The organism is Micrococcaceae bacterium Sec5.1 (assembly GCA_039636795.1).
In the GTDB taxonomy this organism is placed as follows: Bacteria; Actinomycetota; Actinomycetes; order Actinomycetales; family Micrococcaceae; genus Arthrobacter.
Genome location: CP143430.1, coordinates 109,313 through 125,408, shown reverse-complemented (window position 1 = coordinate 125,408; position 16,096 = coordinate 109,313). Strand labels below are relative to the sequence as shown.

Genomic DNA, 16,096 nt, shown 5'->3' with positions numbered 1-16,096 from the left:
AAGCTTAGCCGTGAAGCGGGGAGTCGTTGCCGCCGTCGGGTCCCGGTGACTGGAATGACTCCTGGCTGCTGACGCCCTGGGCATGCGGGGCTACGGCATCAAGCGGTTCATCCAGGCGAGCCTTCTTGGCCTCTTCCTGGGCCTCGCGCTCAGCCTTCTCTGCGCGCGACTCTACGGGCGGAATCGACTGAACAGGGCGGGACTCTTTGGACAGCCAGATCTCACGGAAATCGCGCTTGCGGATGTCGTGGAAGATCTCGGCGATCTCGGCCTGGTTGAGGGTTTCGCGCTCAAGGAGTTCCAGTGCCAGCCGATCGAGGACTTCGCGGTTTTCTGTGAGGATGGCGTATGCCTCGTCGTGCGCCTGGTCGATCAGGCGACGCACTTCCTCGTCCACAACGTAGGCGATCTGGTCCGAGAAGTTGCGCTCCTGCGCGGCGTCCCGGCCAAGGAACGGCTCGCCGCCACCCTGGCCCAGCTTCACAGCACCAACGCGTTCGCTCATCCCGTATTGGGTGACCATCTTCCGGGCCGTTGACGTGGCCTTTTCGATGTCGTTGGACGCGCCGGTGGACGGGTCATGGAACACGATTTCCTCGGCAACGCGACCACCCATGGCGTACGCCATCTGGTCCAGCAACTCGTTACGGGTAACCGAGTACTTGTCGTCCTCAGGAATCACCATGGTGTACCCAAGGGCACGGCCACGGGGAAGGATGGTGATCTTGGTGACCGGAGCGGAGTTGCGCAGCGCGGCAGCAACCAGTGCGTGACCACCTTCGTGGTACGCGGTGATCTTGCGCTCGAGTTCCTTCATGACGCGGCTGCGCTTCTGCGGGCCTGCCATGACGCGGTCGATTGCCTCGTCCAGGGCACGGTCATCAATCAGGTTGGCGTTTGAACGCGCAGTCAGCAGCGCAGCTTCGTTCAGGACGTTGGCCAGGTCCGCACCCGTGTAGCCGGGAGTCTTCTTGGCAACACCCCTGAGGTCGATGCCCGGGGCCATCGGCTTGCCTTTGGCGTGGACGTTGAGGATCTGTTCGCGGCCGATCATATCCGGGGCTTCCACGGTGATCTGGCGGTCAAAACGGCCCGGGCGCAGCAGCGCGGGGTCCAGCACGTCCGGACGGTTGGTAGCCGCGATGAGGATGACGTTGGTCTTGACGTCGAAGCCGTCCATCTCAACGAGGAGTTGGTTCAAGGTCTGCTCGCGCTCGTCGTTGCCGCCGCCGATACCGGCACCACGGTGACGACCAACGGCGTCGATTTCATCAACGAAGATGATGGCAGGGGAGCTTGCTTTGGCCTGTTCGAAAAGGTCGCGAACACGGGAAGCACCAACGCCGACGAACATTTCAACGAAGTCCGAGCCGGAGATGGAGAAGAAGGGAACGCCTGCCTCCCCCGCAACTGCGCGGGCCAGCAGCGTCTTACCAGTGCCTGGAGGGCCGTACAGCAGCACACCCTTGGGGATCTTGGCGCCAACGGCCTGGAACTTTGCCGGCTCCTGGAGGAATTCCTTGATTTCCTGGAGCTCTTCGACGGCTTCGTCAGCACCGGCAACGTCAGAGAAGGTCACCTGCGGCATGTCCTTGTTGACCAGCTTGGCCTTGGACTTGCCGAACTGCATCACCTTGGAGCCGCCGCCCTGCATGCGGGAAAGCAGGAACCAGAACAGCACACCGAGCAACAGCACGGGGATGAGCAGGGAGAACAGACCGGAGAACCAGTTGTTCTCGACCGGCTGGTCGGTGAAGCCCTTGTCCGGGTTGGCGCTGGTGACAGCCTTGACGACGTCCGGGCCACGGTCCGTGACGTAGAAGAACTGGACGTTCTTGCCCTTGTCCTGGCCATCAATATTCAGGTTGTCTTTCAGTACCAAGTCAACGCGGTTCTCGGCGTCGAAAATCTTGGCCTGCTCCACCTTGCCGCTTTGCGCGAGGAGCTCGAGGCCGTCCTTGGTGTCAATACGTGTGGAACCGCCCGGAGCCAGCGTTGCGAATGCCACCAGGAGCAAGCCGACGACGACAACAATCCAGATGCCCGGGCCCTTGAAGAAACTCTTAGCTTTCATCTGATCGGGGTTTTGCCCCGTCCCTCCTGGTAGTGCTGCGAGGCGCAACTTCTGCGCGCGAATGGTGCTGCTTCAGTTTCTAGCTATACACCGTTCCCAGTTATTCACGCACTGGAATGCTCAAAAGTTCCCTCTGGGCGTACACAGGATACTCGCCTGCGTCGCTCTAGGACAGCCCTGGATGGGGATTCGTGATGGATTCGCGGGCCACCAGGGGACACTCCAGAATCGTCGGTTTAGCTGACAGGACGGCGAGGTCCGCTTTGCCCTCGATGGCATCGATCAGGCGTTCAGTAGCCCAGGCGCCCATCTCGTAGTGGGGCAGCGCCACTGTTGTCAGGCCAGGATAGAGGTTGGCGGCGATGAGCTCCTGGTCATCGAAACCCACCACGGACAGTTCGTTGGGAATGCTGATTCCTACCTCGGCCGCTGCCCGGTAGGCGCCCATGGCCATACGGTCGTTGTAGCAGAACAGGCCCGTGGGCCGGTCCTTTCGCTTGAACATCCGCAAGGCGGCAACATAGCCGCCCATCACCTCCGAGAGTTCTGACTCCACAGGTGCGGCGGCGCCGTCGAGCCCTGCTTCGTTCAAGGCGTTCCGGAAACCACGCAAGCGGTCCCGTGTAGCCGGGACGTCGTCGGTGTTGTTCAGGAAACCGATCCGGCGGTGGCCGGCATCCAGGAGGCTCTGAACGGCTACTCTCGCCCCGCCCTCTTCGTCGGGCACTACCGAAGCGACGCTCCCTGCCACGCTCTCGGAGTCCACAAGCACTGCGGGAACTGAACTCAGGTTTTCCGGCAAGGTGACCTCGCGGTGGTACATGGTGGCGTACAGAATGCCATCCACGCGCCTCTCCAGGAGGGCCTCGACGTCGGCCTGCCGGGACTCGTCACTTGCCGCACCTGAGGTGTTGATGATCATCAGGTTGTAGCCCCGCGCCCTGGCGGCCTCATCCGCACCCAGGATGATTCGCCCTGCGTGTGGTGTGGTGGCGATTTCCTCGCTGACGAGTCCCAGCATCCCGGTCCGTTGCGTTCGCAGGGCCTGGGCCAGCCGGTTTGGGCCATAGCCCAGGCGTTCCGCCGTGGCTTTGACCTTCTCCCGTGTTTCCAGGCTGATGCGGGCGTAGGCGACGTCATTCAGGACGTGGGAAACAGTGGTGACAGACACGCCGGCGGCAACAGCTACGTCCTTGATGCCAATGCTTTTGTTCGTCAACCGGTCCCCACGTCCCTGTGATCCCGTGAAAGGGCGTGTGTTACTCGTAAACGTGCGGAGCCAGCGTGCCCACGAAGTCCAGGTTGCGGTACTTCTCGGCGTAATCCAGGCCATAGCCCACAACGAACTCGTTGGGGATGTCGTAGCCGACGTATTTGACGTCGATCTCCACCTTGGCGGCGGTCGGCTTACGGAAAGCGGTGCAGATCTCAACGCTGGCCGTACCTCGGGATTCGAGGTTGGACTTGAGCCATGACAGTGTCAGGCCGGAGTCGATGATGTCCTCGACGATCAGCACGTCCTTGCCCATGAGGTCGGTATCGAGGTCCTTGAGGATCCGTACAACACCGGAGGATTGGGTGCCGGAACCGTAGGAAGAAACTGCCATCCAGTCCATGCTGACGTGGCTGTGCAGGGCACGCGCCAGGTCCGCCATGACCATCACGGCACCCTTGAGGACACCGACGATCAGCAGTTCGCGGCCTTCGTAGTCCTTGTCGATCTGCGCCGCCAGTTCAGCGATGCGCGTTTGGATTTGCTCTTTGGTGTAAAGAACGTGCTTGAGATCTGCCTGGACGTCGTTTGAATCCACCAATGGCTCCTGTTTTGATGCTCGGGTGCGGCTACTGTTGGGGCGATTTCTGATGCCGGAATACTAGCTTCCCACAGCGTGCGGCCTCGCGGGGACCGCCGGTGGCCGGAGCAGCGGACCCGGGACCGCCGGAGACAGCCCGTTCCTGCTCCAAATCGCTGAGGGACAAGCGGTAGACACTGACGTGGCCCGGAAGTTCCACAGGGCCGGCCGAACCCTGGCGGCGAAGCAGTGCTTCCGCGGCTTGGAGCCGTCCGTACCCGGGTTGTTGGCCCCCGACGTCGGCAGCCGCCTTCGCGATGACGCGGAACCTCAGCGCCGCGGGAAGTCCGCGGACGGCGTCCTCCGGCAACCACGCGCCGTCGTCGGTTCGCTGCACCAGCGAGAGATACGTCTCGTTTGCGAGATCCTCCAGGAAATCGGCGTCCTGCTGCAGGATTGCGGCTGTCCGTGCCAAAGATTCGGCAACGCCTGGACCCAGCTTTTCTTCGAGGACGGGCATTACCTCGACGCGGGTTCGCGAGCGCGCGAAAGCAGAGTCACTGTTGCTCGGATCATGCCACGGCTGCAGTTCCTCGACCTCGCAGATTTCCAGGGTCTCTTCCCGCCTTAGGCCCAGGAAGGGCCTTAGCAGGCGTCCCCGGGCCGGCCTCATGCCGGCCAAAGAGCGCGTACCCGAGCCACGGGCCAGGCCCAGGAGCACCTGTTCGGCTTGATCGTCCAAGGTGTGCCCGAGCAGGATTCGATCGCAACCAAGGTCAGCTGCAGCGGCATCGAGTGCTGCGTGCCGGGCATCGCGGGCGGCAGCTTCGGGCCCGAATCCAGTCGCGGCAACCTCCACCGTATGCACTTCCACAGGTGAGAGGCCCAGTTCCCGCAAGACAGCTGCGGTCCGGGAAGCTACCTCTGCCGAGCCAGCCTGAAGTTGGTGGTCAACAACCACGCCGGCCACGGACAGGGGATGTCCATCCACGTGTCCGCGCCGGGCGAAGTATCCAGCTACTGCTGCGAGCGCAAGCGAATCCGGTCCTCCGCTGCAGGCTACGAGAACACGTTCCGGGTAACCCGCAGCGGCCAAGGCGTTCTGCAACTGCTTGCGTGCCTTGCCGACGACGGGCGCTAAACGGCCGGGCCGGCGTCGGCCCTTGCCTGTCACTCTGCTTTTGGACGTGTTGTCCGAGTCACTGTTTGAGGGGCCATCAAATACGGGTGCGCTCAAAGCCCCATCCGCTCGAGCCACATCCTGGAATTGTGGATCTCTTCCTCGGTGGGGAGGTTTTCGGCCGAGTTCCATACCCGGTTGAAGCCTTCCATGCCACCCACCTCGACAACCTCGCGCACGAACTTTGCGCCGTCTGTGTATTGGCGCATTTTGGCGTCGAGACCGAGGAGATTGCGGATGAACTTCTCGATCATGCCGCGGTCCTTGCCGCGATCATTGAACCGCTGGCGAATCGTCTTCACGGACGGGACGATGCTGGAATCGACCGCATCCATCACCACATTGGCGTGACCTTCGAGGAGGCTCATGACGGCAGTGATGTGGGATAGGGAAGCCTTCTCCTCAGGATCCTGCAGCAGGTCCAGAATGGCGCCCCGGCTTGGCACGTTCCCTGATGCAGCGCGGTCCTTCAGGGACTTGGCTACGGCGGCTGCCCGTTCAACCAGGGAATCCATGTTGCCCAGGAGATGACCGCTGAGCTTTTCGATTTCGGCGAGCATGTGGTCCCGCAGCCACGGCGCTGCGGCGAACTGAACGCGGTGGGTTTGCTCGTGGAGGCATACCCAGAGCCTGAAGTCGTCCGGGTGAACGTTGAGTTCGCGTTCAACAGAGATGATGTTGGGTGCAACAAGGAGCAGCCGGCCGCCCGCAGGAACGTTGGCGTCCGGGGCCAAGGCCGCGAAGGGATCGTATTGGCCCAGGACTTTACTGGACAGGAAAGCAAGGATGGCGCCGAGCTGGCTGCCCGTGATGGCCCCACTGGCGGCAGCGGCAGCAGGTGACAGGGACAGGCTGCTGCGGGACTCCAGCATTTTCTCCAGAACAGGCTGGAGCATGACGGAGAAGCTCTGGGTGTTGGCCTTGGACCAGGAGGCTCGGTCCACGACGAGGACGTGCGAATCCCGCAGGTCCCGCGCCGCTTCAAGGCCGGTGATGTCATGGACATGCGGGACGGAGATATCGGCGTTGAAGCGCAGGTTATCCACCGCCTTGCCGATCTCCCCGGCGCTCAGCGCGGGACCGGGAGGGGTAAGCCGGGCAGCCGTGGAGGCGGCCAGGTCCCAATTGATCAGGGACGGGGCCCCTGCTGACGAATCTCGGGCAGATGACACCATACGGTCCATCACACCACATGACTCTGACAACCGACCCTTAAGTTCGCTCCGCGCGGAGCGACGGGGTTTGCTGTTCCCTAACCGGGCTGGCGGCACCCACATGAGGCAAGCACCGACGCAGAGCGGTCCATCGCCTCCTTGTTTCCAGCCGCACCCGGTTCCAAGCCATTGCCGATGAACGAGAACACCAGCAGGCGTCCATCAGCGTCCACTACGTACCCGCTCAGCGCAATGACGGTGTTGAGCGTGCCGGTTTTGGCGCGGACAAGGCCTGCGCCCTGGGCTGTACTCGGGTCCACATACCTGTCGTCCAAGGTGCCCGTAAGGCCCGCCACCGGGAATCCGTCCAAGGCCGTCCTCAGGCTCAGGTCCGGTCCGCTGGTGATGGCGCGCACTACCTCGGCAAACTGGCGCGCAGTGACCTGGTTCTCCAGGGCCAGTCCCGAAACGTCCGCCAACTGCATTGAACCTGTGGCGATTCCCAACTCCCCCAGCCGCTGCCGCACGGCTGAAGTGGCGCCGTCGTACGTCGCTTCCTGACCTGATGCAATGGCGGTCATCCGTCCGAGCGCCTCCGCCAGGAAGTTGTCCGAGGTCTCCAGCATGAGGTCCACTTGCTCGCTCACAGTGGCGGACTCGGCGGCGGCCAGCACCTTGGCGGGGACGCCCCTGCCACGCTCGACGCCGGGACTCACCTGGACGCCGGCAGCCACCAACTGTTCGGCGAAAGCCTGGGCGGTGGTGACGGCCGAATCCTGTGGACGCAGCCCAGTGGTAACCGCGGATGAGTAGCGCCCGGAATTCAGGGCAAGGGAAAACAAAGGGGCGGTCTCGCCAGCCGCGACGTCGTCCAAGCTCCACGCAGGATTGAGGGGCGCTCCGCTGAACAGCGAATCATCCACCTGCACGGTCACCGGCCCCTTGACCCCCGCCGTAGCCAGAGAAGCGGCGGTATCGGCGGCCAGGGTTGCAAGCCCGGCCCGGCCCATCACGGCAGCTGGATCCGAGGCACCTCCGCCGAGCAGCACGTCCCCTCCCCCGGTCAGCACCACTGTTGACGCATCAGAACCGGACAGCACGCGGGTGGTAAAGCGGGATTCGGGACGGAGCGCCTTCAAAGCGGCGACGGCGGTCAACAGCTTCATGTTCGACGCCGGGATACGGTTGGCGTTGGCATCGCGGTCGAACAGGACCGTGCCTGTGGAGGCGTCCATGACAATGCCCGTAATGCTACCGGCACCGGAAGGTTTCAGGGCGTCATTCACAAGTCGCGAGAGCTCAGCCGGTACTGGCACGGGCGCATCTGCGTCCAGGGGAAGCACGCCGTTGGCCTCGGACAGGCGGTCAGGTTCCTGCTGCCATGGCGGCGCGGAAGGGGAGGGCTTGGGTGCGCTGAGGAGTCCTGGCAGCATGCCGACCACCACGATCGCCCCGAGGCACAGCAGAACCAACGTCAACAGCATCGGCCATTTCAAGCGCCCCCACGCCGTGGACACCCACTTCCGGGCACCCCCGTTTTTAACGCCCTTCATGCAGTTGCTTGGTCCTGTCAGTCCTGAAAATGTCCCCGCCGGTTCAAGAAACCCGGGCCTCTCGCTATATCCTCAATAGTAGTCGGCGGCGCTGGCTGCACTTTTGCATGCCGCGCCCCACCCCCACCCGTCAAGGAGCACGCCATGAAGCACGACGTGACCATCGAGATCCCCAAGGGATCGCGCGTCAAGTACGAAGTTGACCACGAAACCGGCCGCGTCCGCCTGGACCGCGTCCTCTTCACCTCCATGCAGTACCCCACGCACTACGGTTTCTTCGAGAACACCCTGGGCGAAGACGGCGACCCGCTGGACGCACTGGTGCTCCTGCAGGACTTCGACCTCCACCCGGGCGTCATTGTTGAGTCCCGCCCCATCGGCGTTTTCAACATGACCGACGACGGCGGCGGAGACGCCAAGGTCCTCTGCGTTCCGGTGGATGCACGCTTCGACCACATCCAGGAAGTCAGCGACGTCAGCGAATTCCTCATCAAGGAAATCGAGCACTTCTTTACCCGTTACAAGGACCTGGAGCCCGGCAAGTGGGTCAAGGCTGAGGGCTGGGGCGATCGCGCCGCTGCCGAAGCCGAGCTGGAAGCTTCCATCAAGCGCTTCTCGGCCGAAGGCCACTAGCAACACTTACGACGGCGGGTGGCGCTGTTCCCTGTGAACAGCACCACCCGCCGTCGTGCTTTAAGCAACGCGGGGTCACTTCTGGCCCTTTGTGGACCCCCACATGGGCCATAACTGACCCCGCGTTGTCCACATGGGTATCTCTCCCCATCGCGGCAGCTTCGGAGTCCCCCTAGGCTGGGACAAGACTTTACGACGCATGTAACAGGGGGTTCCACATGGCTGGGTTCTACGGCGCGGACATTGCGCAGCTTCGCAGTCTGGCCGGCGTCATGGGCAAAGCTGCCGATGCCATCAATCTGCAGAGCGCGCAGCTGTCCAACGCCATCAACTCCGCAACGGCGTGGCAGGGGCGCGACGCCACAGTCTTCAAGAGCGATTGGAACAGCCAGCACAGGCAAAGCCTGGTGAAGGCCGCCAACATGCTCAGGGACAACGCGAGCCAACTCAAGAAGAACGCCAACCAGCAGGAATTTGCCAGCTACAATGACGGCTCGGGTACATCTGTGGGCGTCCTTGCAGATGTCTACGACACGGCAACGGGTGTCAAGGAACTCGGCGCGCAGCTCTGGACTGCTTACAAATACGGCAAGCTCGGCCATGCCGAATGGGTCAAGACCCGCGAGGTACTCACCAATTGGCGGGCTGGCGGTACAGTCCTGCGGGATGCCCTGAGCGCCCTGCGCAGCGGCGAGAAGGTCACTGACGTCATCACCGACCTCAAAGCGAACATTCCTTACAGCCAGGCTTTCCAGGACGCCACCAAGTTCTCCAAGGGCCTCCGAATCGCCGGAGCCTTGGCAGCGCCGCTAAACATCGTTGGCGGCATCAGCGACATGATCAGTCCCGAGCACGACGGCTGGCGCGGTACTGGAGACCGGGTAGCCGGCGGCCTGTCCGTAGTAGGCGGGGTGGGCAGCATCATGCTGATGACCGCTGGTGGTGCAGCCTTGCTGGGGCCCATTGGCGCCCCGATCGTGATCGGTGCGGGCATCGTCGCCGGCGCCTGGGCCTTGGGCAACCTGGTGGCGGACAACTGGGATTCCATCAGCAACTTCGCCCGGAACCCCGGCAGTTACATCGCCGACGGCGCCCGGGAAGTAGGAAATTTCGCCAAGGATGTAGGCAGTAAGGTGGCAGACGGGGTCGGTAATGCCGCCAAGTCAGTCGGAAACTTTGTCGGAGGGATATTCGGATGACCACGAGCACCATGAATTGGACCGAGCGGGATGTACAGGCTGCAGCGAAGGTTCTGGCGTCGGCCAGCGCCACAGGCAAGGCCCTGACGACCTTGACCGATGAAGAGGTTGTTGCCTTGGACGGCGTCCAGCACGAGCAAATCGTGGCCCTTCCGTGGCTCACGGCACAGGATGCCAGCAAGGAGCTGATGTGCGCGGTGGCCTTGCGCGGACTGCTCGCCAAGGAACTCGTCTACCCCGTGGTCTTTGAAGGCGAGACCGAGCCCACCCGCCTGCATGCAATTGAGGAAATCACCGGTGCCCTGACGCTGCGCCGCAGTGGCAGCAGCGTGGTCTCCGTTGAACGGACCGTTTCCACCGGCAAGCGCTGGCTCTACGGCTACATCCACGACGACGGCGTGCTGCTGGAGGAAGTGGACGAAGGCGGGCTGCACGGCTTCACTGTTGTCACCCGTGATCAGTTGGCTCCGCGCCTTACTGAATTTGTTGACCCGAACACGGCCGCCCACCGCGACACCGATCCCACTGTTTATACGGAGGCTGCGTTCGAAGAATATGCTGCAACGGCCCTTGCCGATACCCAGGCGGCCAGCAACGTGGTGGTCTTCAACACTGACACGAACGAGTTTCCGACTATCACCGTGTACACCGGTCCCACCAGCGTGCACGTCCTTACTCCCCGCGTAACTCCCAGCGTAGAAGGCGAATCTGTCTCCCTTGAGTTGAAGGAGACGTCCGCATCCACCCTTGCCCGCGTCCTCGGCGGGTTGGCTGGGCTGGCCTGACCCATGAGCAATTCGAAGTCCCAAACCGCTACTGGCTTGGTTGATGCCGTCAACGGCCGCCCTGTACGCCGCCATCCCGAGACTGGAGCCTACTTCGTAAAAGCGTCCGGAGGAGCCCACTTCTGGGGCCGCGTTCTTGACGCAATCGTGTTTCTTGCCGGGTACGGCGTCCTGGCCACGATCGTGGCCGTTGCACGCAATGCCATGATGAACAGTGGCTCGCTCCTGGCCTTCAATGACGGCTTCTGGCTGACGCTCTACATTGTTCTCTGGTTCGTTGGCTTGTTCGTTTACGGCATGATCTGGGGTACAGCGGGCAGTGTGGGAGATGCTGCCGCGGGCATGCGCTCGGTACGGATCAAGGACGGCACGACGGCGGGTGCCTGGTTGGGCGGTTGGCGTGCCATCTGCTGGTCCTTCTTCCCATTCTTCGTGGTGATGCTGATTCTTGCGGCGTTCAGCGGGAGCTCGGACGATACGTGGGATCCCAAGTTCGCCGCTCTTGACCGACGATCCGGCGTGGCACAGGGCCGGCAGCCGGTCCCGGACCCCAAAGTGGTCGCCGCGCAGCAGCTAAAGAAATAAGAAAAATAAGCCCTTGCAGAGCGGCTACCAGCCGGTAGCATGTGATCCACTATGTTCACTCTGACCATCAACCAACGCGACAGCCGCCGGGATGGCGACCTCGTGCCCGAGCTCCTCAAGGACCTGCGGCATATTCCGGCACGGCTCGACTTCGACCGTTCGGTTGAGGATGAGGTGCAGGGCATCGTCGAGTCCGGCCACCAAGCTGTTGACACAGCACTGATCGCCCTCCGCACCGGTCAGTGGTACGTGGGAATCGGCGTTGGGCCCATCAACGAGCCCCTTCCCAACCTTGTCAAAGACGCTTCCGGGCACGGCCTTGTCTATGCCCGGCGGGCTGTCGACCGCCTCCGCAACGGGAAGGAACGGGTCCCCGTTGCCGTGGATGGTCCCTTCACGGCTTTGGCAGCAGAAGCCGAAGCAGTGCTACGGCTCCTCGGACACATCGTGCAGCACCGAAGCGCGGCCGAGTGGCGGGTCCTGGACCTTCTCACTCCTGGAGTCCGCGGCCAACAAAAGGCTGTTGCCCAGGAACTCGGCATCACGACGCAGGCCGTCAGCAAAGCACTTGCCCGCGCGCAGTGGGTGGAAGAACATGCTGCCCGACCCGCCGCAGCCCGCCTGCTGCAAATGATCCTCGAAGTGCGTTAACGAGCCCCCAACCCCCGCCGCTCGCACCCAACCGCGGCCGCGAACCCAAGTGAGTCGCAGTTAAGGCCGTTCTGACCACTCAAAACGGCCTCAACTGCGACTCAGTTGGGTGAGTAACGCGATTACTGGTTGCCGAGGTTCTCCTTGGCCATGGCGGCGCGGTCCTGAACATCTGCAGCAGCGGCCTGGCCTTCGTCCTTAACGTTGGCAGCTGCTTCAGTGGCGCTGTCTTTGACGTTCTGGACTGCGTCCTGTGCCGGCTCCTTGAGGTGCTCGGCCATCTCCTGGGCTGCGTGGCCCAGTTCCTCGGTCAGGGGCTGGGCTGCTTCCTTCACTGCCTGCGCAGCCTCGCGCTCCTTGTCGGACGGCGGAATGAGAGCCGAAACCAGCAAACCGGCGCCGAAGGCGATCAAGCCGGCAGCAATGGGGTTACCTTGGGCCTTTCGTGTGATCACCTGTGGTGCATCACCAATGTCAGAGACCACACCGGAAACAGTGTCCTGGGCCTGGTGGGCAACATGGCCCGCCCTGTCCTGAACATCGTCGCGGGCGCCAAACACGGCCGTCTTGATCCTGTCTACCCTCCGGTTGACGATGTGCGAGGGCGTGACCTTGTCGGCAACGGCGTCAACGTTGGTACTGAGCCGCCTGCGAGTTTGTTCGATGTCGGCGCGCAGGGCGTCGGGGTTCTGCGTCATCGTGTCTCCTCAGTATTCGGTTTGAAGGTTGGAGGTATTTCCTTGACTGTCTCGGTGGTGCGCGGCATGCCCTTGATGGTGTTCAACTCCTTGCGACCCATCGAGGCCAGCACTGCTGCGACTATGCCCCAAATGACCGCCACAACAACTGCGGACCATCCCAGGCCGATGAGCTGACCCAAGGCCCACCAAAGCGCCAGGGAAAGGAACAGCATGGTCAGATGCCCGGCCCAAGCGGCTCCGGCCATCATCCCGGCGCCCTTTCCGGCCTTGGTGGCCGATTCCTTGAGCTCTACCTTGGCCAGCTCAACTTCCTGCCGCATCAAGGTGGAGACGTCGCGCGTCAGGTCACTCAGCAGTTCGCCGAGAGGTACGGATTCGGCTTTCATATGGGCTTCGGTGGGAGGAAGGTCGGCAGGACTACTCATCGGGGACCTCCATATACGGGATCATCGGGATCGCTGGGATCGTCGGGACCCACAAGTGGATCTCCTTGCGCCTTAACTCCACCGGCGTCGGTTTCCGGGTAGGGCATGGTTGATCCTTCAAGGCCACCCGTGGTGCCCGCGCCGTATCCGGCGTCAGTTCCAGCACCCGCGCCGTATCCGGCGTCAGTTCCAGCACCCGCGCCATATCCGACGTCTGTTCCGGCACCGGTTCCGTATCCAGCACCAGTTCCAGCACCCGTCGTTCCGTATCCAGCGGTGGTCGTCTGGGGCCCGGGCAGATCAACGACCGGAGGCGACACAGCGCCACCTTGGGTCGGGTAGTACTGGGCACGCGGGGTGGTATCCGAGGTGGCCGTTCCCGTCATGGGCGAATTGTCCGCCATTCCCCGGCCCAAACGTCCGGCGAGGACGCCAGCACCGGCAGCCAACAGCAAGAACGTGCCGGGCTTACGCCGGGCAAAGCTCTTTACCTCGTCCAGAAGTGAACCGGGATCCCGGTTCTCCAACCAGTGGGCAACCGAGGAGGAGCGCTGGGCCGCTTGCTGCACCAGGTCCGTGGCGACTCCGCCGTCCTGGGTCGAATTGGCCATGGTGTGTAGTTCGTCGGAAATGGACCGCAAACCCTCCGCAATCCTCTGTTGTTGGGTGGCGGCCTGTTCGGTCAGCTCGCCCTTGGTTTGCGTCAGCAATTGCCGGGCGTTCATCTTGACCTCTTGGGCCACGTTTCCGGCTTCGGACTTGGCTGTTTCGACCACACCGCCAGCAGCATCGCGCGCTGTGCCGGCGACTTCGGCGGCTTCCTGCTTGGCCGATTCGACGGTTCCTGTGCCGGACGTGGTTCCGGATCCTCCAGTGGTACTTCCGTATCCGGTGGTTCCCGCGCCGGCATCTGTTTCCATGCCGGTGGTATCGGTTTCGACCGGTGAGTCCAGGTAACTTCCCGAGTAAGGCTCGGTCCCGGCGGGGACCCCAGTCCGTGGCGCCGCGAAGCTTCCGTCCTGCGGCGATTGGCTCTCAGTCATTGTCGCTCTCTTTCCACAGTTGGCAGGCTGCGGACAGCAGCCGGGATAGTAAGTATCGTTACTATCAATGGGTGTGTACCCGCTTGCCGGGGATTCAATCGCCAGATTCTGAAACGAAATCCCAGCTCGACACGCGCAGCAAGACCCGTCTACGTTGGACCAATGAGCCACAAGCCCTCCAGGCGGCGGCTGATTTCCGCGCTTCGAAAAACTGTCACCCGTCACCGACTCCTGTTTGCAGCCAAAACTGCCGCGGCAGCGGGATTGGCCTGGTATCTCGCGCCCTTCATGCCGGGCCCTGCCGCGTCCTACCCTTACTACGCACCACTCGGCGCGCTCGTCAGCATGCATCCCACGGTGGCGGACTCCGCAAGGCACGGCTTGCAGAGCCTCATGGGCCTTGCGTTGGGGATTGGCATGGCTTTCGCCGTGACCACCGTGGCAGCGCCGACGGCGTTGGCCGTCGCCCTGGTGGTGGGGTTGGGCGTGATCATCGGCGGCCTCCCCCGGCTGGGCACCGCCTCCGAATGGGTCCCCATGGCGGCCTTGTTCGTCCTTGTCCTTGGGGATTCCAACGCGGAGGGCTTCTCGTTTGCCTACGTCCTGCAGATGGCCATGGGCGTTGCCGTTGGCTTCGCTGTGAACTGGCTGGTGTTTCCGCCGTTGCACCTCGAAGGAATCGACCCCGCCCTGGCCGGTCACCAACGCGCTTTGTCCCAACAGTTGAAGGACATGGCACGCGCGATGGAGGAGTCCTGGCCGCCCAACCATGAAGCCTGGGCCAGCCGCAGCGGCGAGCTGTCAGCAACCGCCGCTGCCGTGCGGACTGCCGTTCATGAAGCGGAACTGAGCGCAAAAGCGAACCCCAGGAGCCGGCGTCGTGCTGGCCGCCTACCGAGCGATCTGGCTGGATTGCGGATAGTGGAACGGCTGACCTTCCACGTCCAGGACATCACGGATGTCCTGGCCAGCGTGATCTGGGAAGAGGATGCGGGGACAGTCATCCCGGACAGCGTCCTGGCCAACCTGTCCGAGGCGCTGGAGGCCGTGTCCCGGGTGATTGATCAGTGGCGGGGCGAGGATGACGAGGAATTGAAAAGCCATTTAGCGGAGGCGAAGGACAGCATCTCGGAACTCGGGGATGCGGTCACAGAAGCTGCAGCTGGCCAGGCGTCAGTGAACGCTGCGGCGTCAGTGGCCATGAGTTTGCGCCGCATCATCACGGTGGTATCCCCTGCGGCTTAGGTCCATACACACCAAAAACTAGCGTGGCGTCAACGGTGGCGAGGCTTTCCGCCCCTTGCCGGCAGTGAGGCCATCCAGCACTTCGGTCAGCGCCTCCAGCGATGAGCGATGCGGCATCCAGCCCAGGAGGCTGTGGGCGCGGCTTGTGTCCATAATGGGTGCGCCGGCCGCCATGTCCACCCAGCCGCCGTCGGTTACCTGCAAGCGCAAGCGCCAACTGACCTCGACGACGGCGCGCAGCACCGGGAGCGGTAACGGCAACTGCCGCCGGGCGTTGAGGATCCAGGCGAGGGCGTTGGGGTCCAGCACGGGCTCTGCGGCGATGTTGAACACTCCTTCTGCGCGACGTTCCAGCACGCGCCAGTACGCATCGCCGACGTCGTCGGCGTGAACGGCCTGAAAAATCAGCTCGTTGGGAATGGGGAGAATGGGCAGCCATGGCTTACGGGGAATGAGTCGCGGGAGAACGCTCCCCAGGAAGTAGCGACCCACTTCACTGCCTGCTTCGGCGCTGAAGATCAGTGCCGGGCGTAGTCGAGCCACCACGATATCCGGATTTTCTTTGGCAAAACCATCCAGAAGCCGCTCTTGCGCAGCCTTGTCCACGCTGTAATGGGATCGCCTGATACCGCCGGCCGGCCACCCTTCCTTGGTCCGTTGATCCTTGGGGGCGGGCGAATAGGCACCAACCGATGAGGCACAGACGACGTGCTTCAGGCCGGCCTTCCTGGCCGCGCCCAATACGTGGGCTGTTCCTGCCACGTTGGTCCGGCGCAGAAGTTCGCGATCGTGATTTGGCTGGATCTGCCAGGCCAAATGCACCACGGCGTCGGCACCTGCGAAAGCTTTCTCCAGTGCTTCCCGGTCCCTATAGTCGCCAACGTCCAGCTTGTGCCATTCCACCGCGTTGTAAGGGGCCGCGTTTTTGTCGGGTTCGCGCCGGGCTATCCCCACGAGGTCAAGGGCCGCGCCCTCTTCCGAGCGCGCAGCCTGCAACCGCTTCAGCAACGCCGTACCTGCGTTACCGCTGGCTCCCGTGATGACTATGCGCATGAAACTCTCCCTTCGCGTTCCT

At 62.9% G+C, this 16,096-nt stretch carries 16 protein-coding genes; 6 read left to right on the top strand and 10 right to left on the bottom strand.

Going from position 1 to position 16,096, the window contains the following annotated elements:
- Positions 1–4 precede the first annotated feature (4 nt).
- The 6 genes from ftsH to dacB form a co-directional block, all read right to left on the bottom strand.
- Positions 5–2,074 carry an ATP-dependent zinc metalloprotease FtsH gene (gene ftsH / locus VUN82_00645; protein XAS72400.1) on the bottom strand — a complete coding sequence of 690 codons (2,070 nt, stop codon included), beginning with the start codon at positions 2,072–2,074 and terminating at the stop codon, positions 5–7.
- A 166-nt stretch (positions 2,075–2,240) separates the two neighbouring features.
- On the bottom strand, positions 2,241–3,293 hold the full coding sequence (locus tag VUN82_00640) for a LacI family DNA-binding transcriptional regulator (protein ID XAS72399.1): 1,053 nt from the start codon (positions 3,291–3,293) through the stop codon (positions 2,241–2,243).
- A 40-nt stretch (positions 3,294–3,333) separates the two neighbouring features.
- On the bottom strand, positions 3,334–3,885 hold the full coding sequence (hpt, locus tag VUN82_00635; protein ID XAS72398.1) for a hypoxanthine phosphoribosyltransferase: 552 nt from the start codon (positions 3,883–3,885) through the stop codon (positions 3,334–3,336).
- A 31-nt stretch (positions 3,886–3,916) separates the two neighbouring features.
- Positions 3,917–4,975, bottom strand: coding sequence for a tRNA lysidine(34) synthetase TilS (tilS, locus tag VUN82_00630; protein ID XAS74797.1), 1,059 nt, complete (start codon positions 4,973–4,975; stop codon positions 3,917–3,919).
- Between the two features lie 125 nt (positions 4,976–5,100).
- Positions 5,101–6,222 carry a zinc-dependent metalloprotease gene (locus VUN82_00625; protein ID XAS74796.1) on the bottom strand — a complete coding sequence of 374 codons (1,122 nt, stop codon included), beginning with the start codon at positions 6,220–6,222 and terminating at the stop codon, positions 5,101–5,103.
- Between the two features lie 77 nt (positions 6,223–6,299).
- On the bottom strand, positions 6,300–7,754 hold the full coding sequence (gene dacB, locus VUN82_00620) for a D-alanyl-D-alanine carboxypeptidase/D-alanyl-D-alanine-endopeptidase (protein XAS72397.1): 1,455 nt from the start codon (positions 7,752–7,754) through the stop codon (positions 6,300–6,302).
- Positions 7,755–7,898: 144 nt separating this feature from the next.
- On the opposite strand from dacB, the gene VUN82_00615 reads away from it, so the two are divergent.
- The 5 genes from VUN82_00615 (at position 7,899) to VUN82_00595 (ending at position 11,607) form a co-directional block, all read left to right on the top strand.
- Positions 7,899–8,387, top strand: coding sequence for an inorganic diphosphatase (locus tag VUN82_00615; protein ID XAS72396.1), 489 nt, complete (start codon positions 7,899–7,901; stop codon positions 8,385–8,387).
- A 218-nt stretch (positions 8,388–8,605) separates the two neighbouring features.
- Positions 8,606–9,586, top strand: a complete 981-nt coding sequence (locus VUN82_00610) for a hypothetical protein (protein XAS72395.1) — start codon at positions 8,606–8,608, stop codon at positions 9,584–9,586.
- The gene (locus tag VUN82_00605) at positions 9,583–10,371 is read left to right on the top strand and encodes a hypothetical protein (GenBank protein ID XAS72394.1); all 789 of its coding nucleotides are present in this window, start codon (positions 9,583–9,585) and stop codon (positions 10,369–10,371) included. Before VUN82_00610 ends, VUN82_00605 begins: the two co-directional genes overlap by 4 nt.
- Positions 10,372–10,374: 3 nt before the next feature.
- The gene (locus VUN82_00600) at positions 10,375–10,956 is read left to right on the top strand and encodes a hypothetical protein (protein XAS72393.1); all 582 of its coding nucleotides are present in this window, start codon (positions 10,375–10,377) and stop codon (positions 10,954–10,956) included.
- A gap of 51 nt (positions 10,957–11,007) precedes the next feature.
- Positions 11,008–11,607: a hypothetical protein gene (locus VUN82_00595; protein ID XAS72392.1), complete on the top strand. Its 600-nt coding sequence runs from the start codon at positions 11,008–11,010 to the stop codon at positions 11,605–11,607.
- A 122-nt stretch (positions 11,608–11,729) separates the two neighbouring features.
- Here the strand turns inward: VUN82_00595 and VUN82_00590 are convergent, their stop codons facing one another.
- The 3 genes from VUN82_00590 to VUN82_00580 are packed head-to-tail and all read right to left on the bottom strand — an operon-like array spanning position 11,730 to position 13,776.
- Positions 11,730–12,305 (bottom strand): DUF3618 domain-containing protein, encoded by a 576-nt coding sequence (locus VUN82_00590; GenBank protein XAS72391.1) that lies wholly within the window; start codon positions 12,303–12,305, stop codon positions 11,730–11,732.
- Positions 12,302–12,733 (bottom strand): phage holin family protein, encoded by a 432-nt coding sequence (locus VUN82_00585; GenBank protein ID XAS72390.1) that lies wholly within the window; start codon positions 12,731–12,733, stop codon positions 12,302–12,304. The genes VUN82_00590 and VUN82_00585 overlap by 4 nt, the downstream gene beginning before the upstream one ends.
- On the bottom strand, positions 12,730–13,776 hold the full coding sequence (locus VUN82_00580) for a hypothetical protein (GenBank protein ID XAS72389.1): 1,047 nt from the start codon (positions 13,774–13,776) through the stop codon (positions 12,730–12,732). Before VUN82_00580 ends, VUN82_00585 begins: the two co-directional genes overlap by 4 nt.
- Before the next feature lie 162 nt (positions 13,777–13,938).
- On the opposite strand from VUN82_00580, the gene VUN82_00575 reads away from it, so the two are divergent.
- On the top strand, positions 13,939–15,021 hold the full coding sequence (locus tag VUN82_00575) for an aromatic acid exporter family protein (GenBank protein XAS72388.1): 1,083 nt from the start codon (positions 13,939–13,941) through the stop codon (positions 15,019–15,021).
- Positions 15,022–15,039: 18 nt separating this feature from the next.
- Here the strand turns inward: VUN82_00575 and VUN82_00570 are convergent, their stop codons facing one another.
- On the bottom strand, positions 15,040–16,074 hold the full coding sequence (locus VUN82_00570; GenBank protein XAS72387.1) for an NAD-dependent epimerase/dehydratase family protein: 1,035 nt from the start codon (positions 16,072–16,074) through the stop codon (positions 15,040–15,042).
- Positions 16,075–16,096: the final 22 nt, after the last annotated feature.

What these genes read in the sequence shown, in the direction of transcription:
- ftsH (XAS72400.1), bottom strand. Translation starts at nt 2,074, where the DNA reads ATGAAAGCTAAGAGTTTCTTCAAGGGCCCGGGCATCTGGATTGTTGTC.
- VUN82_00625 (XAS74796.1), bottom strand. Translation starts at nt 6,222, where the DNA reads ATGGTGTCATCTGCCCGAGATTCGTCAGCAGGGGCCCCGTCCCTGATC.
- dacB (XAS72397.1), bottom strand. Translation starts at nt 7,754, where the DNA reads ATGAAGGGCGTTAAAAACGGGGGTGCCCGGAAGTGGGTGTCCACGGCG.
- VUN82_00615 (XAS72396.1), top strand. Translation starts at nt 7,899, where the DNA reads ATGAAGCACGACGTGACCATCGAGATCCCCAAGGGATCGCGCGTCAAG.
- VUN82_00610 (XAS72395.1), top strand. Translation starts at nt 8,606, where the DNA reads ATGGCTGGGTTCTACGGCGCGGACATTGCGCAGCTTCGCAGTCTGGCC.
- VUN82_00605 (XAS72394.1), top strand. Translation starts at nt 9,583, where the DNA reads ATGACCACGAGCACCATGAATTGGACCGAGCGGGATGTACAGGCTGCA.
- VUN82_00600 (XAS72393.1), top strand. Translation starts at nt 10,375, where the DNA reads ATGAGCAATTCGAAGTCCCAAACCGCTACTGGCTTGGTTGATGCCGTC.
- VUN82_00595 (XAS72392.1), top strand. Translation starts at nt 11,008, where the DNA reads ATGTTCACTCTGACCATCAACCAACGCGACAGCCGCCGGGATGGCGAC.
- VUN82_00590 (XAS72391.1), bottom strand. Translation starts at nt 12,305, where the DNA reads ATGACGCAGAACCCCGACGCCCTGCGCGCCGACATCGAACAAACTCGC.
- VUN82_00585 (XAS72390.1), bottom strand. Translation starts at nt 12,733, where the DNA reads ATGAGTAGTCCTGCCGACCTTCCTCCCACCGAAGCCCATATGAAAGCC.
- VUN82_00580 (XAS72389.1), bottom strand. Translation starts at nt 13,776, where the DNA reads ATGACTGAGAGCCAATCGCCGCAGGACGGAAGCTTCGCGGCGCCACGG.
- VUN82_00575 (XAS72388.1), top strand. Translation starts at nt 13,939, where the DNA reads ATGAGCCACAAGCCCTCCAGGCGGCGGCTGATTTCCGCGCTTCGAAAA.
- VUN82_00570 (XAS72387.1), bottom strand. Translation starts at nt 16,074, where the DNA reads ATGCGCATAGTCATCACGGGAGCCAGCGGTAACGCAGGTACGGCGTTG.